This is a genomic window from Kitasatospora sp. SolWspMP-SS2h (assembly GCF_003259315.1).
GTDB lineage: Bacteria > Actinomycetota > Actinomycetes > Streptomycetales > Streptomycetaceae > Kitasatospora > Kitasatospora fiedleri.
This window is the reverse complement of sequence record NZ_QLLT01000004.1, coordinates 351,664-374,597: the sequence shown is the minus strand read 5'-3', so window position 1 is coordinate 374,597 and position 22,934 is coordinate 351,664. Positions and strand designations below refer to the sequence as shown.

1 protein-coding gene is annotated in these 22,934 nt (G+C 75.7%); it reads right to left on the bottom strand.

Translation table 11 applies throughout. The features are described from left to right. Positions 1 to 22,782, bottom strand: coding sequence for a type I polyketide synthase (locus K353_RS35365; RefSeq protein ID WP_233533431.1), 22,782 nt, complete (start codon positions 22,780 to 22,782; stop codon positions 1 to 3). Positions 22,783 to 22,934 lie beyond the last annotated feature (152 nt).

The window sequence follows — 22,934 nt, the reverse complement described above, 5'->3', positions numbered from 1 at the left end:
CTACTCCTCAGCGTGGCGGGACTCGCCCGAGCGGATGACCTCGGTCCTGCGGTGCGCATCGTCCAGAAGGCTGAACAGTTCGTCGTCGCTGGCCTCGTCGACACCGGCCGCGGAGTCGGTGCGCCTGGCGGTCCAGGCCGCGAGCAGTGCTTCGAGGCGGGCCGCGACGGTGTCGTGGTCGGCGTCGGCGGCTGCCGCGTCCAGGCTGGACTTGAGCCGGTCGAGTTCGGCGAGCAGGGGGTCCGGGCCGCCGGTGCCGTGCAGTCGCGCGTGCACGAAGGCGGCGAGGCGGGCCGGGGTCGGGTGGTCGAAGACGAGCGTGGCGGGCAGGCGCAGGCCGGTGTCCGTGTCGAGCTGGTTGCGCAGTTCCACGGCGGTCAGCGAGTCGAACCCGAGGTCGGCGAACGCCTGGTCGGGGTTGACCGCCTGCGGCGACGCGTGCCCGAGGACGAGGGCGACCTGGCCGACGACCAGGTGCAGCACGTCGGCCGGGGTCCACACCCGCTCGGCGGCCGGCCTGCGCCGGGGCCGCACCAGCTCCCGCAGCAGCGCGGGCGGGTCGCCGGCCCTGCGCAGCGCCGGCAGGTCGAACCTGACGGGGGCGAGGGTCGGGGTGCCCGCGGTCAGCGCGGCGTCGAACAGGGCCAGCGCGTCCGCCGTCGGCAGCGGCCGTACCCCGGCCCTGGCCAGGCGGTGCCGGTCGGTGGCGGTCAGGCCGCCGGTCATGCCGCTGGCCTCCGCCCAGTAGCCCCAGGCGAGCGACACGGCCGGCTGCCCCTGGGCGTGCCGGTGCGCGGCCAGGCCGTCGAGGTAGGCGTTCGCCGCCGCGTAGTTCGCCTGGCCCGCGCCGCCCAGCACGCCGGACGCCGACGAGAACAGCACGAACGCCTCCAGGTCGGCGGTCAGTTCGTGCAGGTGCCGGGCCGCCAGGGCCTTCGGCTCCCACACCCGCGCGAACTGCTCCGGGGTGAGGGACTCCACGACGGTGTCGGCCAGCGTGCCCGCGGCGTGGACCACCGAGGTGACCGGGTGGTCGGCGAGCAGCCGCGCCACCGCCGCGCGGTCGGCCACGTCGCACGCCAGGACGTCGGCGGTCGCGCCCAGCGCCGCCAGCTCGGCGGTCAGGGCGGCCGCGCCGGGGGCGGCCGGGCCGCGGCGGCTGACCAGCAGCAGGTGCCGCACGCCGTGCTCCGCGGCGAGGTGGCGGGCGATCGTGGCGCCCAGGGTGCCGGTGCCGCCGGTGACCAGCACCGTGCCCTCGGGGCCGAGCGGCGAGGGCAGCGGTTCGGTCCGGGCCCGTTCGAGGCGGGGGACGTGGACGGCGCCGCCGCGGATCGCGAGCTGGGGCTCGTCGCCGGCCAGTCGGACCTGGTCGCCGTCGGCGGCGTCGACCAGCACGAACCGGCCGGGGTGCTCGGTGGCGGCCGACCGGACCAGGCCCCAGACGGCGGCGGCCTGCGGGTCGACGTCCTCGCCCGGCCGCACCGGCACGGCGTTGCGCGTGGCGACCACCATCCGCGGGGTGTCCGTGGCGAGGAAGTCCTGGACCACCCGCAGGGTCTCGACCGGCGAAGTGGCGTGGTGGACCGGGATGTCCGGCTCGCCGGTCGCCGCCTCCAGGAGCGGCCACGCCACCCGGTACGGCACGTCCCGCGTGGTGGCCGCGGCCGGCGGGCGCAGGGTCAGCGCGGCGATCTCGGCGACCGGTGCGCCCGACCGGTCGGCGAGGGCGATCGCGCAGGTGTCCTCGCCGGTCACGGTCAGCCAGACCCTGGCCTGCTCGGCGTCGCTCCGGCAGGAGATCCCGGCGAAGGCGAACGGCAGCTTCGCCCGGTCGTCGGCGACGGTCACGGTCTGGATCGCGGCGTCGAGCAGGGCGGGGTGCAGGGCGAACCGGGTGTCGCCGGCGGGGGCGGCCACCTCCGCGTAGAGGGTGTCGCCGTCGCGCCAGGCCGCGCGCAGGCCCCGGAAGGCCGGGCCGTAGGCGAATCCGGCGTCGGCCAGGTCGTCGTAGAAGGCGTCGAGGTCGACGGCGACCCCGGCGGGCGGCGGCCACTGCCGGGCCCAGGAGTCCCGGGGCGCGACGGGCGCCGCGCCCAGGGTTCCAGTGGCGTGCCGCACCCACGCGCCGTCCGTGCGCGAGTGGACCGAGACGCTGCGCCGGCCCGCCCGGTCGGGGCCGACGGTCACGGACACCTGCACGCCGTCCGCGACCACCAGCGGTGTCTCCAGCGTCAGGTCCTCGACCGCCGGGCAGTCGACGTGCTCGCCGGCCCGGAGCGCGAGGTCGACGAACGCCGCGCCGGGCAGCAGGGGCGAGCCCGCGATGACGTGTTCGGTGAGCCACGGCTGCGCGGCGGTCGCGAGCTGACCGGTCAGCACCACGCCGTTGCCGTCCGGGAGTTCCATGGCATCCCGCAGCAGCGGGTGGTCGATCCGGCCGTCACCGGTCGGCGCGGGGGCGCCGGGGTGCAGCCAGTAGTGCTGGTGCTGGAAGGCGTACGAGGGCAGCCGGGCACCCGGTTCACCGACCGGCGGGGTCCAGTCCACCGCGCCGTCCGCCCACAACCGCCCCAGACCCGCGAACAGCCGCTCCACGGAGTCACCGTGACGGCGCATCAACCCGTTCGCCACCAGCGACGGATGCGGACCCACCTCCACAAAACCGGTCACGCCCTGGCCCGACAGCCACTCCATCGCGTCCGCGAACCGCACCGGCTCCCGCACCTGCCGCACCCAGTAGCCCGGCTCCCCCATGTCCACCGGATGCCCGGCCACCGTGGAGACCACCGGGACCACCGGCACACCGAACGACAGGCCCTGCGCAACTTCGGCGAGTTCGTCCAGCACCGGGTCCATCCGCGCCGAATGGAACGCGTGACTGACCTCCAGCCGCCGCACCCGACGACCACGACCCCGCCACACCTCGGCGACCGCCAGCACCGCCGCCTCGTCACCCGACACCACCACCGCATCCGGCCCGTTGACCGCCGCCACCTCCACACCCGGCACCAGCGACCCCGCCACCTCCTGAACCGACGCCCGCACCGACACCATCGCCCCACCACCGGACAGCCCCTGCATCAACCGGCCCCGCGCCCCCACCAGGGCACAGGCGTCCTCCAGCCCCAAAACCCCCGCCACGTGGGCCGCCGCCACCTCGCCCACCGAATGCCCCACCACGAAATCCGGCCGAACCCCCAACCACTCCACCAGCCGGAACAGCGCCACCTCCAACGCGAACACCCCGGCCTGCGTGAACCGCGTCTGCCCCAACACCCCCTCCCCGTCCTCGAACAGCACCTCCACCGGCAACCCCAACACCCCGCACACCTCGTCCAACACCCGCGCGAACACCGGGAACACCCCGTACAGACCCCGCCCCATCCCCGCCCACTGACCACCCTGACCGGAGAACACGAACGCCGACCGACCAGGGGAGGCGGCGGTGCCCGTGACGGTTCCGGGCTCTCCGTCGATCAGCGCGTCCAGGCCAGCCGGGTCCGCCAGCACGGCCCGGTGCGGGAACCGGGCCCGCGCGGCCAGGTCGGCGGCTACCTCGGCCGGTGTGACCTCGGGGTGCTCGGCGAGGAACCCGCGCAGCCTGCGGGCCTGTTCGCGCAGCGCCGCGTCCGACTTGGCGGACAGCAGCCACGGCACCGGCACGGTAGCTACGGGGGTGGCCGTGGCGGCGGTCTCGGCCGGTGCCTCGATCACCACGTGCGCGTTGGTGCCGCTGATGCCGAACGCCGAGATGCCGGCGCGGCGGGGGCGGCCGTGGTCGGGCCAGGGCCGGGCCTCGGTCAGCAGGGCGACCCGGCCCGCCGACCAGTCGACGTGCGAACTCGGCTCGTCCACGTGCAGCGTCGGCGGCAGCTGCCCGTGCCGCATCGCCATCACCATCTTGATCACACCCGCGACGCCCGCCGCCGCCTGGGTGTGCCCGATGTTCGACTTCACCGAACCCAACCACAGCGGCTCGGAACGGTCCTGACCGTACGTCGCCAGCAGCGCCTGCGCCTCGATCGGATCACCCAGGGTCGTGCCGGTGCCGTGCGCCTCCACCGCGTCCACGTCCGCCGGGGAGAGTCCGGCGTTCGCCAGCGCCTGCCGGATCACCCGCTCCTGCGACGGACCGTTCGGCGCGGTCAGGCCGTTGGAGGCCCCGTCCTGGTTGACCGCCGAACCCCGCACCACCGCCAGCACCCGATGCCCGTTGCGGCGGGCGTCCGACAGCCGCTCCAACAGCACGACACCCGCACCCTCGGCCCACGCCGTCCCGTCCGCCGCCTCGGCGAACGCCTTCACCCGGCCGTCCGCCGCGAGCCCCCGCTGGCGGGAGAACTCGACGAACCCCGCGGGCGTCGCCATCACCGTCACCCCGCCGGCCAGCGCCAGCGAGCACTCCCCCGCCCGCAGCGCCTGCGCGGCCAGGTGGATCGCCACCAGCGAGGACGAGCACGCCGTGTCCACCGACACCGCCGGACCCTCCAGCCCCAGCAGGTACGACACCCGCCCGGACGTGACGCTCGTCGCCGTGCCGGTCGAGAGGTAGCCCTCCAGGTCGGGCGGCTGTGCCCCGGCGCCGTAGCCGGATGCCCAGATGCCGGTGAACACGCCCGTCTGGGTGCCGCGCAGCGACGTCGGATCGATGCCCGCGTCCTCGAACGTCTCCCACACCGTCTCCAACAGCACCCGCTGCTGCGGGTCCATCGCCAGCGCCTCACGCGGCGAGATCCCGAAGAACGCGGCGTCGAAGTCTCCGGCGGAGCCGAGGAAGCCGCCCCAGCGCGTGTAGGACTTCCCCGGACCGCCCGCCGGATCGTAGAGCCGACCCACGTGCCACCCACGGTCCGACGGGAACTCACCCACCGCGTCCGCCCCGCCCGCCACCAGATCCCACAACTCCTGCGCCGAGCCCACCCCACCCGGATACCGCGCCCCCAACCCGACCACCACCACCGGATCACCCGACACCACGGCCCCGACCGGCACCGGCGCGGCGGGGGCCTGGCTCCGGGTGCCGAGCAGGAGGCCCCGCAGGTGGCCGGCCAGGGCGTCGGGGGTCGGGTAGTCGAAGACCATCGTCGCGGGCAGCCGCACCCCGACGGCCGCAGCGAGGCGGTTGCGCAGCTCCACTGCGGTGAGCGAGTCGAAGCCCAGGTCCTTGAAGGCCCGGTCGGCGCTGACGGCCGAGGTGTCGGTGTGGCCGAGGACGGCGGCCGTCTGGCCGGTGACCAGGGCCAGGACGCGGCTGTGCTGCTCGGCCTCCGGCAGGGCCGCGAGGTCCCGGCCCAGGCCCGGCCGGTCCGTGCGCCGGGCGGGCCGGGTCCGGGTGAGGCGGCTGAGCAGGGGGCGGGTGGACGCCGCCGACAGGTCGAGGCGGGCGGGGACCAGCGCGGGTTCGGCGGCCCCCAGCGCCAGGTCGAACAGGGCCAGCGCCCGGTCCGTGGGCATCGGCAGCACCCCGGCGCGGGCGAGGCGCTTGCGGTCGGTGTCGGTGAGGTTCCCGGTCAGCCCGCTGTCCTCGGCCCACTGCCCCCAGGCCAGCGACACCCCGGGCAGGCCCAGGGCGCGCCGGTGCACGGCGAGGGCGTCCAGGAAGGCGTTCGCGGCGGAGTAGTTGGCCTGGCCCGGGCCGCCCAGTACGCCGGCGGCGGACGAGAAGAGCACGAACGCGCTCAGGCCGAGGTCCTTCGTCAGCTCGTGCAGGTGCCAGGCGGCGTCGGCCTTGGGCCGCAGCACCCGGTCGATCCGGGCGGGTGTGAGGGATTCGACGACGCCGTCGTCGAGCACACCGGCCGCGTGCACGACCGCCGTCAGCGGGTGTGCGGCCGGGATCGCGTCCAGGACGGCCGCCAGCGCGTCCCGGTCGGCGACGTCGCAGGTCGCCACCTCGGCGTCGACGTCCACCTCCGCCGCGCTCCGGCCGAGCAGGAGCAGGTGCCGGATGCCGTGCCGCTCGCGCAGGTGCCGGGCGACGAGACGGCCCAGGGTGCCGGTGCCGCCGGTGATCAGCACGGTGCCGTTCGGGTCGAGCGGGCCGAGCGGGCCGGGTGCCGGGGCCGCCTCGGCCCGGACCAGGCGGGCGGCACGGACGGCGCCGTCGCGGACGACGAGCTGCGGTTCGTCCCCCGCGACGAGGACGCGGTCGTCGGTGTCGACGAGCACGAACCGGTCGGGGTGTTCGGCCTGGGCCGCGCGGACCAGGCCCCAGACGACGCTGGACGGCAGGTCGACCGGGTCCGGCCCGGCCGCCCCCCGGGTCACCACGGCCAGGCGGCCGTCCCCGTCGCGCAGGAAGTCCTGGAGCACGCCCAGCGTCTCGGCGGCGACCGTGTGCGCGGCCGCCACGGGGTCCCCCGCCGGGGGCGTGACGCGGTGGACGGCCGGGGCTTCGCCGGTGCTCTCGACGGGCACCCAGTCGAGGCGGAAGAGCTGGTCGGTCCCGGCGGCCGGCAGGCCCGGCGCCCGGTGGCGCACGGTCAGCGCGTCGATCACAGCCAGCGGCCCGGACTCGTCGGCGAGCGCGACCCGGAAGGTGTCGGGGCCGGTGGGCGTGAGGCGGACCCGGGCCGTGGAGCCGGCCTTGCGCATCGACACCCCGGCGAAGGAGAACGGCAGGCGGCCGGCCGCCAGCAGGGTCAGCGGCTGGAGCGCGGCGTCGAGCAGCGCCGGGTGGAGACCGAAGCGGTCGCGGGCGTCGGCGGGCAGCGCCACCTCGGCGTAGAGCTCGTCGCCCTGCCGCCGGATCTCGCGCACGCCCGCGAACACCGGCCCGTACTCGTAGCCCTGGGCGGCGAGGTCGTCGTAGAAGTCGGTCAGGTCGACGGGCTCACCGGCCGGCTGCCAGGGCTCGCCGGTGTCGTACGGGCGGGGACGGTCGGCGGGCGCCAGCACGCCGGTGGCGTGCCGCAGCCAGCTGTCGCCCGTCCGGGAGTGCACGGTGACGGGGCGTCGGCCCGTCCCGTCCGGTGCGCCGACGACGACCTGGATCGGCACGGAACCGTCCTCCGGCAGGACCATGGGGGCCGCCAGCACCAGCTCGTCCAGGACGTCGCAGCCGGCCTGCCGTCCGGCGTGCAGGGCGAGTTCGACGAACACGGTGCCGGGCAGCAGCACGGAGCCGAGGACGACGTGGTCGGCCAGCCACGGCCGGGTGGCCGTCGAGAGCCGCCCCGTGAACAGGACGCCCTGCTCCCCGGCCAGTTCGACGGCGGCCCCGAGCAGCGGGTGCCCGGCCGGGTCCAGTCCCGCCGCCGTCACGTCGGCCTTCCCGGCGGCGGGGTTCAGCCAGTACGGCCGGTGCTGGAAGGCGTACGTCGGCAGCGGGACGTGGTGGGGCTCACCGGGGAAGACCGGCGTCCAGTCGACGGCCACGCCGTGCGTGTGCAGGCGCGCCAGGGCAAGGTGGAACTCCTGCCTGCCGCCGCCGCCGCGGCGCAGGGTGCCGGTGGCGGCGCCGTCCAGCACCGGCACCAGGACGGGGTGCGGGCTGACCTCCACGAACACGCCGCGCCGGTCCTGCGTGAGGGCCTCGACGGCGAGGTCGAAGCGGACGGGTTCGCGGAGGTTGCGGTACCAGTAGGCGGCGTCGAGGGCGGCGGCGTCGACCGGCTCGCCGGTGACCGTGGAGTGGAACGGGACGGCTGCCGGGTGGGGTGTGATGTCGGCCAGCTCGGTAAGGAGTTGCTCGCGGACGGCCTCGACCTGCGCGGAGTGGGCGGCGTAGTCGACGGGGAGGCGGCGGGCGCGGACGCCGTCGGCCTCACAGACCGTCAGCAGGTCGTCCAGCGCGTCCAGGTCACCCGACACGACGACCGAACCAGGGGCATTGACCACCGCCACCGTCAACCGACCGCCCCAGCGGGCCACCAACTCGACGGCCTCCTCGCGCCCGAGACCTATCGACACCATGCCGCCCTGCCCGGCCAGCGCGACCAGCGCCCGGCTGCGCAGCGCCACCACCTTCGCCGCGTCCTCCAACGACAGCGCGCCCGCCACGTACGCCGCCGCGATCTCCCCCTGCGAATGCCCCACCACCGCATCCGGCTCCACACCGTGCGACCGCCACAGTTCGGCCAGCGCCACCATCACCGCGAACAGCGCCGGCTGCACCACATCCACCCGATCCAACGAGCCACCACCGGTCAGCACCTCCACCAACGACCAGTCGACGTAAGGCGCCAACGCCGCCTCGCACGCGTCGATCGCCGCCCGGAACACCCGCTCCGCGCCGTACAACTCCGCCCCCATCCCCACCCACTGCGCACCCTGCCCCGGAAACACGAACACCGACCGACTCGCCGAACCGGCGACTCCCGTGACGATGCGGGGGTCTCCGTCGGCGAGGGCGGCCAGGTCCGCCATGAGGTCGGCCCGGGTGCTGCCCGTCAGGGCCGCCCGGTGGGCGAGCGCGGTGCGGGTGGTGGCGAGGGCCCGGCCGATCGCGGCCGGTCGGAGGCCGGGGTGGGCGGTGAGGTGGTCCGCGAGCCGTCGGGCCTGGGCGCGGAGGGCGTCGTCCGTCTTGCCGGAGAGCAGCCACACGGTGGGCTCCGTGGAGTCGTCCGCGTCGGGCTCTTCGGGGTTCTGCTCGAGAGTCTGCTCGGGGAACTGTTCGATGACGACGTGGGCGTTGGTGCCGCTGGCCCCGAAGGCCGAGACGCCCGCGCGGCGGGGACGCCCGGTCTCCGGCCACGGCCGGGCCTCGGTCAGCAGCCGGATGTCACCGGTGTCCCACTCGACGTGCGGCGTGGGCTCCTGGACGTGCAGCGTCGGCGGCAGTTCGGCGTGCCGCATCGCCATCACCATCTTGATCACACCTGCCACCCCGGCCGCGGCCTGGGTGTGGCCGATGTTGGACTTCACCGACCCCAACCACAGCGGCTCGTCCCGGTCCTGACCGTACGTCGCCAACAGCGCCTGCGCCTCGATCGGGTCACCCAGCGTCGTTCCCGTGCCGTGCGCCTCCACCACGTCCACCTCCGACCCCGACAACCCGGCGTTGGCGAGCGCCTGCCGGATCACCCGCTCCTGGGAGAGGCCGTTGGGCGCGGTCAGGCCGTTGGACGCGCCGTCCTGGTTGACCGCCGAACCCCGCACCACCGCCAGCACCCGGTGCCCGTTGCGACGGGCGTCCGACAACCGCTCCAGCAGCACCAGACCCGAACCCTCGCCCCACGCCGTCCCGTCGGCCGTCGACGAGAAGGGCTTGCACCGACCGTCGGGAGCCAGCGCGCACTGGCGGGAGAACTCCGTGAACTGAAGGGGTGTCACGCTCACGGTCACCCCGCCGGCCAGGGCCAGCGAGCACTCGCCCGAGCGCAGTGCCTGCGCGGCGAGGTGGATCGCCATCAGGGACGAGGAACAGGCGGAGTCGATGGAGATGGCCTGGCCCTGGAGGCCCAGCAGGTAGGAGACCCGGCCGGAGGTGATGCTCGGCGAGATGCCGGTGGCGAGGTAGCCCTCGGTGTCGGGCGGCGCCTGGTCGGGGCTGCCGACGTAGCCGGAGGACCAGATGCCGGTGAACACACCCGTCTGGGTGCCGCGCAGCGACGTCGGGTCGATGCCCGCGTCCTCGAACGTCTCCCACGCCGTCTCCAGCAGCACCCGCTGCTGCGGGTCCATAGCCAACGCCTCACGCGGCGAGATCCCGAAGAACTCCGCGTCGAAGCCCGCCGCGTCCGCGAGGAAACCGCCCGACCGCGTGTACGACGTCCCCGGACCGCCGGCCGGATCGTAGAGGCGGCCGATGTCCCATCCGCGGTCCGACGGGAACCCCCCGATCGCGTCCACCCCGCCCGCGACCAGCTCCCACAACTCCTCCGGCGACCCCACCCCGCCCGGCAGCCGACACCCCATCCCCACGATCACCACCGGATCGGCCCCACCACCCGCCGACGCCGCCGACGCCACCGACGCCACCGACGCCACCGGCTCAACGCCCTTGGGCGCACCGGAGAGTTCGGCCGCGAGGTGGTCGGCGAGGTCGGCGGGGGTGGGGTGGTCGAAGACGAGGGTCGCGGGCAGCCGCAGGCCGGTGGCTCCGGCGAGGCGGTTGCGCAGTTCGACGGAGGTGAGGGAGTCGAAGCCGAGGTCGCGGAAGGCGAGTCCGGGGGTGATCGCGGCGGTGTCGGAGTGGCCGAGGACGGTGGCGGTGTGGGCGGTCACCAGGGACAGCAGGTCCGACGCGGGGGCCTTGGGCGTCGGCAGGGCCTGCGGCATCGAGAGGTCGGCCGTGGTCAGCGCGGGGCGTCCGGCGGCCAGTGCGGTGTCGAACATGGCCAGGGCGCGTTCGGTGCCGAGGGGGCGGACGCCCTTGCGGGCGAGGCGTCGGCGGTCGACCGCGGTGAGGTGGGCGGTCATGCCGCTCTCCTGCTCCCAGTGGCCCCAGGCCATCGACACGGCGGGCAGTCCGAGGGCCTGCCGGTGGGCGGCGAACGCGTCGAGGTAGGAGTTCGCGGCGGCGTAGCCGGCCTGGCCGGCGTTGCCGAGCACACCCGCGGCTGCGGAGAACAGCACGAAGGCGGCGGGGTCGTGCGCGCGGGTCAGCTCGTGCAGGTGCCAGGCACCGTCGACCTTGGGGCGCAGCACCCGGTCGAGCTGCTCCGGGGTCAGCCGTGCCACGACGGTGTCGTCGAGCACGCCGGCCGCGTGGACGACGGCGGTGAGCGGGTGCGCGGCCGGGATCGTGTCCAGGACGGCCGCCAGCGCGTCCCGGTCGGCGACGTCGCAGGCCGCCACCCGCACGTCGACGTCCTCCAGCTGCTCCAGCTGCGGCACCGCGCCGCCGCGGCGGCTGACGAGCAGCAGGTGCCGCACCCCGTGGCGGGACGCCAGGTGCCGGGCGACGGCCTGGCCGAGGGTGCCGGTGCCGCCGGTGATCAGTACGGTGCCGTCGGGGTCGATCGGCCGGGGCACGGTGAGGACGATCTTGCCGGTGTGCCGGGCCAAACTCATCAGCCGGAAGGAGTCGGCGGCCTGGCGGAGGTCCGCGGCGGTGACCGGCAGCGGCTCCAGCATCCCGTCGGCGAGCATCGCCACGACCCTGGAGAGGATGTCGCCGCGCCGCGCGGGGTCGACGTCGTTGAGGTCGAAGGCCCGGTAGATCAGGTCCTCGGGCGAGCGGACGTCCGTCTTGCCCAGTTCGACGAACCGTCCGCCGGGCGCGAGCAGCCGGAGGGAGGCGTCGGTGAGCTCCCCCGCGAGCGAGTTGAGGACGACGTCCACGGCCGGGAACCGGTCGGCGAACCGGGTGTCGCGGGACGAACCGATGTGGTCGTCCGCCAGTCCGAGGCGCCGCAGGGCGTCCCACTTGGCGGGGCTCGCGGTGGCGAAGACCTCCGCGCCGCTGTGCAGGGCCAGTTGGACGGCGGCCATGCCCACGCCGCCCGCGCCGGAGTGGACCAGGACCCGGTCGCCGGGGCGCAGTTCGCCGAGGTCGAACAGCCCGTACCAGGCGGTGGTGAATGCGACGGGCACCGACGCCGCCGTGGTGAAGCTCCAGCCGTCGGGGACCGCCGTCAGGAGCCGGTGGTCGGCGACCGCGCGCGGCCCGAAGGCGCCGGGCATCATGCCCGTGACGCGGTCGCCGGGCCGCCAGGCCGTGACGCCGGGGCCGACCTCGACGACGGTGCCGGCCGCTTCGCCGCCCAGCGGGGGCCGGTCCGGGTACATGCCGAGGGCGATCAGCACGTCGCGGAAGTTCAGGCCGGCCGCGCGCACCGCGACCCGTACCTGCCCGGGTTCCAGCGCGGCCTCCTGCCAGGGCAGCAGGGCCAGGTCGTCCAGTCGCCCGGTGCCGGGCTCGCTCAGCCGGTACGCGCCGTCGGGGGCGGCCGGTTCCGGCACGTACCTGGCCTGCCGCGGTACGAGGACGCCTTCCGGGCGCAGGGCCAGTTCGGGTTCGTCGCCGGCCGTCGTGGCGGCCCGGACCGCGTCCTGCTCGGACGCGTCGCCGACGTCGACCAGGACGAACCGGCCGGGGTGCTCGGCGGCGGCGCTGCGGACCAGGCCGCGCACGGCCGCGCCGGCCACGCCGCGGGTCAGGACGGCCAGGCGGGCGGCCGCCCGCTCCGGCTGCTCGGCCAGGAAGTCCTGGACGAGCGCGCGGGCCCGCTGGACGAGGGCGTGCACGGAGTCCGCGTCGGCTCCCGCGGTGAGCACCGGGCTCGGCACCACCTCGGTCGGCGTGCCCGGGGTGAGGGGCGTCCACCGGGTGTGCAGCACCGCGGCCCGGGCCTCGGCGGCCGGACGGACGGTCAGCGCGGTGATGTCCGCGACCGGGCGGCCGGACAGGTCGGCCAGTGTCGCGCGGTAGGTGTCGGTGCCCGTGCGGACCAGGTGGACCCGGACGGACGACGCACCGGTGGTGTGCACGGCGACGCCGGAGAAGGAGAACGGCAGCCGGACCCGGGTGTCGGGGCTGAGCAGGATCAGCGGCTGGAGCGCGGCGTCCAGGAGGGCGGGGTGGAGGCCGAAGCGGGCGCCGTCGGGGACGGACACCTCGGCGTACAGTTCGTCCTCGCCCTGCCACAGCTCCCGCACGCCACGGAACGCGGGTCCGTACCGGTAGCCGAGTCCGGCGAGGGCGGCGTAGAACCCTTCGGGGTCCACGGGTTCGGCGTTCCTCGGCGGCCAGTCGAGGCGACCGGCCGCCACCCGGCCGCCGAGGGTCCCGGACGCGTGGCGGACCCAGCCGTCGCCGCCCTTGGAGTGCACGGTGACCGGGCGGCGGCCGGCGTCGTCCGGGACGCCGACCGAGACCTGGAGGTCCGTGGACGCGTCCGACAGCGCGAGGGGCAGGTGCAGGACGAGGTCGTCCAGGGTCCCGCCGGTCAGGGTGGCGAGTTCGAGGAAGGCGGTGCCCGGCAGCAGGACCGTGTCGTCGACGGCGTGGTCGGCCAGCCAGGGGTGGGTGCGGGTGGAGACGCGGCCGCTGTGCACGGTGGTCCCGTCGGGCAGCTCGACCGTGGTGCCCGCCAGCGGGTGCCCGGTGCCGTGGTCGCCGGCCGCGGGGGTCAGCCAGTAGGTGCGGCGCTGGAAGGCGTAGCGCGGCAGCCGGACGCCGTGCGGGCGGTCGTGCGGCCAGGTCACGGCGACGCCATGGACGTGGAGGCGGGCCAGGGCGGTGTGGAACTCCCCGACGGTACCGTGGTCGCGGCGCAGGGTGCCGGTGGCGGCGCCGTCCAGCACCGGCACCAGGACGGGGTGCGGGCTGACCTCGACGAACACCTCGTGGCCGTCGGCGGTGAGCCGGGCGACGGCCAGGTCGAAGCGGACCGGTTCGCGGAGGTTGCGGTACCAGTAGGCGGCGTCGAGGGCGGCGGCGTCGATCTGCTCGCCGGTGACGGTGGAGTGGAACGGGACGGCTGCCGGGTGGGGTGTGATGTCGGCCAGCTCGGTAAGGAGTTGATTGCGGACCGCCTCGACCTGCGCGGAGTGCGCCGCGTAGTCGACGGGGAGACGGCGGGCGCGGACACCGTCGGCCTCGCAGGCCGTCAGCAGCTCGTCCAGCGCGTCGAGGCCGCCGGACACCACGACGGTCGAGGCCCCGTTCACCACGGCGGTGGTCAGCCGCTCGCCCCAACGGGCCAGGTAGTCGGCGGCCTGTTCGACGGACAGCGCGAGGGACACCATGCCGCCGTGCCCGGCCAAGGCGACCAGCACCCGGCTGCGCAGCGCCACCACCTTCGCGGCGTCCTCCAACGACAGCGCGCCCGCCACGTACGCCGCCGCGATCTCCCCCTGCGAATGCCCCACCACCGCATCCGGCTCCACACCATGAGCCCGCCACAACTCCGCCAGTCCCACCATCACCGCGAACAGCACGGGCTGCACCACATCCACCCGCTCCAACGACCCACCACCGACCAGCACCTCCACCAACGACCAGTCCGTGAACGGCTCCAGAGCAACGGCACACGCATCGATCGCCGCCCGGAATACCGGCTCCGAGCCGTACAACTCCGCCCCCATCCCCACCCACTGCGCACCCTGCCCCGGAAACACGAACACCGACCGACCCAGTGGACGGACGACCCCGGTCAGCAGACCCGGCACCGACCGACCCTCCGCCAGCGCCGCCAGCGCCTCCGCACCATCCACCACGGCCCGGTGCTCGAACACCGTCCGGGCAGCCAGCGCACCCCCGACCGCCGCCGCACTCACCTCGGGATGCGCGGCGGTGAACTCGCCCAGCCGGCGCGCCTGTTCGCGCAGCGCCGCGTCCGACTTCGCCGACAGCACCCACGGCACCGGCACGACGGCGGCGGGGGTGGCCGTGGCGGCGGTCTCGGCCGGTGCCTCGATCACCACGTGCGCGTTGGTGCCGCTGATGCCGAACGCCGAGACGCCCGCGCGGCGGGGACGCCCGGTCTCCGGCCACGGCCGGGCCTCGGTCAGCAGCCGGACGCCGTCGGAGGACCAGTCGACGTGCGGAGTGGGCGCGTCCACGTGCAGCGTCGGCGGCAGCTGCCCGTGCCGCATCGCCATCACCATCTTGATCACACCCGCGACGCCCGCCGCCGCCTGCGTGTGACCGATGTTCGACTTCACCGACCCCAACCACAGCGGCTCGGAACGGTCCTGACCGTAGGTCGCCAGCAGCGCCTGCGCCTCGATCGGATCACCCAGCGTCGTCCCGGTGCCGTGCGCCTCCACTACGTCCACGTCCGACCCCGACAACCCGGCGTTGGCGAGCGCCTGCCGGATCACCCGCTCCTGCGACGGACCGTTCGGCGCGGTCAGGCCGTTGGACGCCCCGTCCTGGTTGGTGGCGGAGCCCCGGACGACCGCCAGCACCTCGTGGCCGTTGCGGCGGGCGTCCGACAGGCGTTCCAGCAGCAGCAGGCCGGCGCCCTCGGCCCAGCCCGCCCCGTCGGCCGCGGCGGCGAAGGGCTTGCTGCGGCCGTCGGGCGCGCTCGCCCCCTGCCGGGACATCTCGGTGAACAGCGTGGGCGTCGCGTTGACGGTGACGCCGCCGGCCAGGGCGAAGGAGCACTCCCCCGAGCGGAGCGCCTGGACGGCCAGGTGCAGGGCCACCAGGGACGACGAGCAGCCGGTGTCCAGGGAGAGGGCCGGGCCGAGCAGGCCCAGCTGGTACGCCAGTCGGCCGGACCCCACGCTCGACGCGGTGCCGGTGACCTGGTAGCCCTCCAGGTCGTCGGGGACCGGTCCGGCGGCGTAGCCGGTGGACCACAGGCCGGTGAACACGCCGGTGGGGGTGCCCTCCAGTGCGGTCGGGTCGATGCCGGCGTGCTCGATGGTCTCCCACGCGGTCTCCAGCAGGATGCGCTGCTGCGGGTCCATGGCGAGCGCCTCACGCGGCGAGATCCCGAAGAACGCCGCGTCGAAGTCGCCGGCGGCGTCGAGGAAGCCGCCCCGGGACGTGCTCGACGTGCGGGGGCGGTTTCCCGTCGGGTCGTAGAGACGGTCGGTGTCCCATCCCCGGTCGGCCGGGAAGTCGCCGACCGCGTCCACGCCGTCCGCGACCAGCCGCCACAGGTCCTCGGGGGTGCCGACGCCGCCGGGGTAGCGGCAGCCCATGCCGATGACCGCGATCGGCTCGTCCGTCGCGGCCGGGGCCGGGGCTAGGGGCGGGGGCTGCGGTACGTCCCGGTCGCCGGACAGGTGGGCGGCCAGCCGGGCCGGGGTGGGGTGGTCGAAGACGAGGGTGGCGGGCAGTTTCACCCCGAGCGCGGCGGCCAGGCGGTTGCGCAGTTCCACCGCGGTCAGTGAGTCGAAGCCCAGTTCCCGGAACGCCCGTCGGGGGTCGAGCCGTTCGGGGGCGGCGTGTCCCAGCACCGCGGCGACGTGGGTGGTGATCAGCTCCAGCAGGTCGGTGCCGGCGGCGGGGGGCGCGGGTCGGGGGTGCTGAGGTCGGCCGTGGGCCTCGGGCAGGTCCCGCAGCAGCCGGCTCGGCCGGGCGTGGGTGTAGGCGCGGGCGAACTGCGCCCAGTCGGCCTCGGTGACGACCGCGAGGGCCTCGTCGTGGTCGAGGACGTCCTGGAGCGCGTCGAGTGCCCGGCCCGGGTCCAGTTCGCCGAGCCCGAGCAGGGTGCGCTGGCGCTGCACGGGCTCCAGGGCCGCCATGCCGCCCTCGGCCCAGATGCCCCAGGCGACGGAGGTCGTGGCGCGGCCCCGGGCGCGGTGCTGGGCGGCCAGCGCGTCGAGGAAGGCGTTGCCGGCGGCGTAGGCCGCGCCGTGGCCGTCGCCCCACACGCCCGCGGTGGAGGAGAACAGGACGAGGGCGTCGAGGTCCGGGAGGAGTTCCGCGAGGTTCGCCGCCCCGGCGACCTTGGCCGTGACGACCTCGGCGAACTCCGCCGGTGTCGTGTCGGCCAGCCTGGTCGCCCTGATCACGCCGGCGGTGTGGAAGACCGCGCGGATGTCGCCGACGCGCTCGACGAGGTCCCGCAGGGCGTCCCGGTCGGCGACGTCGCAGGCCGCCACGGTCACCCGGGCCCCGGCGGCTTCCAGTTCGTCGCGCAGTCCGGCCGCGCCGGGTGCGTCGGGGCCGCGGCGGGCGGCCAGCACGATGTGCTCCGCTCCCTGCCGGGCGAGGCGGCGGGCCACGTGTCCGCCGAGCGCGCCGGTGCCGCCGGTGACCAGCACCGTGCCCCGCGGTCGCCAGGACCGGGCGGCCGGGCCCGACGGGGCCTTGCGGCGCAGCCGCTTGGCGAGGCGCCGGGTGCCGCGGATCGCCACCTGGTCCTCGCCCGTGCCGGCGAGCACGACGAGCAGCGCGTCCACGCTCTCCTGGTCGGGCACGGCGGGGAGGTCGACCAGGCCGCCCCAGTGGTGCGGGAACTCCAGCGCCGCGGACGCGCCGGTGCCCCACGCCAGGGCCTGGGCCGGGTGGGTGACCGGGTCGGTGCCCGAGGTGCTCACGGCGCCGCTGGTCGCGCACCAGAGCGGGGCGGCCGGCGTCCTCGCCGGGTCCGGGCCGCGCGCCGGGTCGAGGGTGCGGACCAGGTCGAGGGTGCGGACCAGGCCCGCCGGGAGCACCGGGTGGTCGGGGTGCGGCTCCTCGTCCAGCGCCAGCAGCGACAGCACGCCGTCCGGCCGGGCGTCGGCGGTGACGGTCGCGTCCCAGCTGTCGGCCACCGGGAAGCCGCGTTCGCGTAGGGCCTCGGCCCACGGGTGCCCGGGCGCGGCCAGGACGAGCCAGCGGCCCGGGTCCACCGGTTCCACCGGGAGCGCGGCACCGCTCGCGGGTGCCCATGCCACCTCGTACCGCCAGTCGTCACGGGGCACCGGCGGAGTCGCGGTCACCCAGTAGGGCTCGCGCTGGAAGGCGTACGTGGGCAGGTCTGCCCGGGGTGCGGTGCGGGGCAGGACCGGTGTCCAGTCGACGTCGGTTCCGGCGGCGTGGAGGCGTCCCGCCGCGGCGAGGAACTCGGTGAGGCCGCCGTGGTCGCGGCGCAGGGTGCCGGTGGCGGTGCCGTCCAGCACCGGCACCAGGACGGGGTGCGGGCTGACCTCGACGAAGACGGAGTGGCCGTCGGCGGTGAGCCGGGCGACGGCGAGGTCGAAGCGGACGGGTTCGCGGAGGTTGCGGTACCAGTAGGCGGCGTCGAGGGCGGCGGTGTCGACCGGCTCGCCGGTGACCGTGGAGTAGAACGGGACGGCTGCCTGACGCGGCGTGATGTCGGCCAGCTCGGTGAGGAGTTGCTCGCGGACCGCCTCGACCTGCGCGGAGTGGGCGGCGTAGTCGACGGGCAGACGACGGGCGCGGACGCCGTCGGCCTCACAGGCCGTCAGCAGCTCCTCCAGCGCGTCCAGCTCACCCGACACCACCACGCTGTCCGCCGAGTTGACCACCGCCACCGTCAGCCGACCGCCCCAGCGCGACACGAACTCGCCCGCCCGGTCGGCTCCGAGACCGACCGACACCATGCCGCCGTGTCCGGCCAGTGCGACCAGCGCCCTGCTGCGCAGCGCCACCACCTTCGCGGCGTCCTCCAACGACAGCGCACCGGCCACGTACGCCGCCGCGATCTCCCCCTGCGAATGCCCCACTACGGCATCCGGCCGCACGCCGTGCGACCGCCACAACTCCGCCAGCGCCACCATCACCGCGAACAGCGCGGGCTGCACCACATCCACCCGCTCCCACGAGCCGTGGCGCAGTTCGTCGACCAGCGACCAGTCCGTGTACGGGGCCAGGGCGGCGGCGCAGGCGTCGATGCGCGCGCGGAAGACCTCGGACTGCTCGTACAGGTCACGGCCCATCCCCACCCACTGCGCGCCCTGGCCGGGGAAGGCGAACACCGTCCCGCCGGTACGGATGGGCTGCCCCGGCGGGAGCGCGGCCAGGCCGGACAGCAGGTCGTCCCGGTCGGCGCCGACCACCGCGGCCCGGTGCTCGAACCGGGTGCGGGCGGCCAGGGCGCGGCTGATCGCGGCGGCCGGGACGTCGGGGTGGGCGGTCGCGTACGCGTGCAGCCGCTCGGCCTGGGCGCGCAGCGCGGCGTCGGTCTTCGCGGACAGCAGCCAGACGGTGGGGGCGGCCCGGTCGGCGGGCTCGGGGAGGCGGCCGGGGTCCGGGTCGGAGGGCTGCTCGATGATCAGGTGGGCGTTGGTGCCGCTGATGCCGAACGCCGAGACGCCCGCGCGGCGGGGGCGGCCGTGGTCGGGCCACGGCCGGGTCTCGGTCAGCAGCCGGAGGCCGTCGGAGGACCAGTCGACGTGCGGAGTGGGCGCGTCCACGTGCAGCGTCGGCGGCAGTTGCCCGTGCCGCATCGCCATCACCATCTTGATCACACCGGCGACGCCCGCCGCCGCCTGCGTGTGCCCGATGTTCGACTTCACCGACCCCAACCACAGCGGCTCGTCCCGCCCCCGGCCGTACGTCGCCAGCAACGCCTGCGCCTCGATCGGATCACCGAGCGTGGTCCCGGTGCCGTGCGCCTCCACCGCATCCACCTCGGACGGCTGCAACCCGGCACTGGCGAGCGCCTGCCGGATCACCCGCTCCTGCGACGGACCGTTCGGCGCCGTCAACCCGTTCGACGCCCCGTCCTGGTTGACCGCCGAACCCCGCACCACCGCCAACACCCGGTGACCGTTGCGGCGGGCGTCCGACAACCGCTCCAGCAGCACCAGACCCGCACCCTCGGCCCAGCTGGTGCCGTCGGCCGCGGCGGCGAAGGGCTTGCTGCGGCCGTCCGGCGCGAGGCCGTGCTGGCGGGAGAACTCGGTGAAGCCCAGCGGTGTCGCCATGACCGTGACACCGCCGGCGAGCGCCAGCGAGCACTCGCCCGTACGCAGGGACTGGGCGGCCAGGTGCAGGGCGACCAGGGACGAGGAGCAGGCGGTGTCCACGGATAGCGCCGGGCCGCGCAGCCCGAGGTGGTAGGCGACCCGGCCGGACGTGACGCTGGTCGCGACGCCGGTGAGCAGGTAGCCCTCCAGGTCCTCCGGCAGGCCCGGTCCGGTCGCGTAGCCGGACGACCAGAGGCCGGTGAACACGCCGGTGTGGCTGCCGCGCAGCGAGGTCGGGTCGATCCCGGCGTGCTCGAAGGTCTCCCAGGCCGTCTCCAGCACGAGCCGCTGCTGCGGGTCCATGGCGAGCGCCTCGCGGGGCGAGATGCCGAAGAACGGGGCGTCGAAGCCGGGCGCGGTCTCCAGGAACCCGCCCCGGTCGACGTACGTGGTGCCCGCGCCGCGCAGTTCGGGGTCGTACAGGGCGCCCAGGTCCCAGCCGCGGTCGTCCGGGAAGCCGCCGATCGCGTCCCCGCATGCCGCGACGAGCCGCCACAGGTCGTCCGGCGAGGCCACCCCGCCGGGGAAGCGGCAGCCCATGCCCACGATGACGACCGGGTCGTCGTCGTGGGCGGCCGGCGCGACGGGGGCCGACCGGTCGCCGGGGCCGGTGCGCAGCCAGTCGATCAGCTCCGCGGGCGTCGGGTGGTCGAAGACGAGGCCGGAGGGGAGGGGCCGGTCCAGGGCGGCGGCCAGGCGGTTGCGCAGTTCGAGCCCGGTGATCGAGTCGAAGCCGAGGTCCTTGAAGGTGAGCGCGGGATCGATGTCCGCGGGGTCCTCGTGGCCCAGTACGAGCGCGATCTGCGCGGTGACCACGGCGGCCGTGTCGCCCGTGTCGCCCGTGTCGGCCGCGTTGCCCGGTTCGGGGTGGTCCGGGTCCGGGCCGGGCGCGGCGGTGTCCGCCGTTCGCGCCCCCGGGTCGGCCGGGGTCCGGCCGCTCTGCCCGGCCGCCGCTTCGGGCAGCCAGTACGGACGGCGCTGGAAGGCGTACGTGGGCAGGTCGGCCGGCGCGGCTCCGGCGACGGCCGGGGACCAGTCGACGGGCACGCCAACCACGAACAGCCGGGACAGCGCGGTCAGGAAGGCGTCCGGCCCGCCCCGGTCGCGGCCGAGCGTGCCGGTGGCGACGCCGGGCGCGCCGGTCCGCTCGCGGGCCTGGTCCAGGAGCTGTTCGAGGGCGGGCAGCAGCACCGGGTGCGGGCTGACCTCGACCATGACGTCGTGCCCGTCCGCCAGCAGGGCCGCGGCGGCCAGGTCGAAGCGGACCGGCTCGCGCAGGTTGCGGTACCAGTAGTCGGCGTCGAGCACCGTGGTGTCGTCGAGGAGGCCGCCGGTGACCGCGGAGTAGTACGGGACGGTGCCCCGCCGCGGCCGCACCCCGTCCAGTGCGGTGCGCAGCTGCCCGCGGACCGCCTCGACGTGCGCGGAGTGGGAGGCGTAGTCCACCGGGACCGCGCGGGCGCGGACGCCGTCCGCCGCGCAGGACTCGACCAGTTCGGCCAGGGCCTGCGTGTCGCCGGACACCACGACCGAGCCGGGGGCGTTGACCACGGCGACCGTCAGCGCGCCGCCCCAGCGCGACACGTAGTCCTCGGCCCGCTCGGCGGGCAGGGCCACGGACACCATGCCGCCCCGGCCGGTCAGCGCGACCAGCGCGCGGCTGCGCAGGGCCACGGTCCGGGCCGCGTCGGACAGCGACAGCGCGCCCGCGACGTGGGCCGCGGCGATCTCGCCCTGCGAGTGCCCGACCACCGCGTCGGGCTCGACGCCGAAGGAGCGCCACAGGGCCGCCAGGGACACCATCACCGCGAACAGGGCGGGCTGCACGACGTCCACGCGGTTGAGCGGGGCGCCGTCCAGGACCTCGGCCAGGGTCCAGTCGGTGTACGGGGCCAGGGCCCGGGCGCACTCGTCCATGGCGGCCCGGAAGACGGGGTACGCGTCGTACAGCTCCCGGCCCATGCCGACCCACTGCGCGCCCTGGCCGGGGAAGACGAAGACGGTGCGGCCCGGGGTGCCGGCCCGGCCGGCGGCGAGCTGGGCGGAGCCGAGCAGGACCGCGCGGTGCGCGAAGCGGGTCCGGGTGGTGGCCAGCGCGTGCGCGACCTCGGCGGCGGTCAGGTCCGGGTGGCTGCGCACGTGTGCGCGCAGGCGCCCGATCTGCGCGCGCAGCGCCTGTGCGGTCCGGGCCGTGACGATCCACGGCGCGGGCCCGGCCCCGGGGGCGGGCCGCCGGACCGGCGGGGCGGCCGGCCCGGGCGCCTGCTCGACGATCACGTGCGCGTTGGTGCCGCCCATGCCGAACGAGGACACGCCGGCGAGCAGGGGCGCGTCCGGCCGCGGCCAGGGGGTCAGCGCGGTCTGGACCCGCAGCGCCAGTGCGTCGAGCGGGATGCCGGGGTGGGGGGTTTCGTGGTGGAGGCTCGGCGGCAGTGCGCGGTGGTGCACGCTGAGGACGGCCTTGAGCAGGCCGACGATGCCCGCGGCACCTTCCAGGTGGCCGACGTTGGTCTTGGCGGACCCGACCCGCAGGGCGCCGTCGGCGTCGCCGGACCGGGCCGGGCCCCGGTAGGCCGCCGCGAGGGCGGCGGCCTCGACGGGGTCGCCGACGGCGGTGCCGGTGCCGTGCAGCTCCACGTACTGCACGTCGGCGGGACGCACCCCGGCGCGGGCCAGTGCCTCGCGGATGACCTGTTCCTGGGCCTGCGCACTGGGCACGGTCAGGCTCCGCGTGGCGCCGTCGTTGTTGACCGCGCTGCCCCGGATGACGCCGTAGACGCGGTCCCCGTCGGCCAGGGCCCGGTCCAGCGGTTTCAGCACGAGGAGGGCGCCGCCCTCGCCGCGGACGAAGCCGTTGGCCCGGGCGTCGAAGGTGAAGCAGCGGTCGTCCGGGGACAGGCCGCCGAACTCCGCCGCCCCCTCCTCGCGGGCGGCGGTCAGGTTGAGGTTCACCCCGCCGGCCAGGGCGAGCGCCGACTCGCCGCGGCGCAGGCTCTCGACCGCCAGGTGCACCGCGACCAGCGCCGACGACTGGGCCGTGTCGACCGTCATGCTCGGTCCGCGCACCCCGAGGAAGTGCGAGACGCGGTTGGCGATGGCCCCCCGGCTGGTGCCGGTGAGGGTGTGCGGCGTGACGGGGCCCGGGTGGGCCAGCGTGGTGTAGTCCTCCCACATCGCGCCGACGAACACCCCCGTCGGGCCGCCCGTCAGCGTGCCCGGCACGATCCGGGCGTCCTCCAGGGCCTCCCAGGCGAGTTCGAGCACGAGCCGCTGCTGCGGGTCCATGCCGGCGGCCTCGCGGGGGGAGATCCCGAAGAACGCCGCGTCGAAGCCGTCCACCCGGTCCAGGTAGCCGCCGTGCCGCACCACCTGCCGGCCCGGGGGCGGCGCGGTGATCGCGTCGGTCCCGTCGCACAGCAGTCGCCAGAACGCCTCCGGATCCGGGGCTTTCGGCAACCGGCCCGCCATGCCGATGACGGCGACACCACCGGCGTCCGAATCCAGGGGAAAGCGCATCGCAGCGACACCTCGTGAGCCGGGGAATGAAGGAAGGCGGGGTGTTTCCGTAGCAGTCCCGATGGTGCGGCCCCGCCGCGCGGGCGGCCGGGGCGTGGAGCACGCGGGCAGCCCGGCGGCCCGGTGATATCCGAAACGGACTCGACCGCGCT

Coding starts and splice junctions, on each gene's coding strand:
- K353_RS35365 (WP_233533431.1), bottom strand. CDS start 22,782: ATGCGCTTTCCCCTGGATTCGGACGCCGGTGGTGTCGCCGTCATCGGC.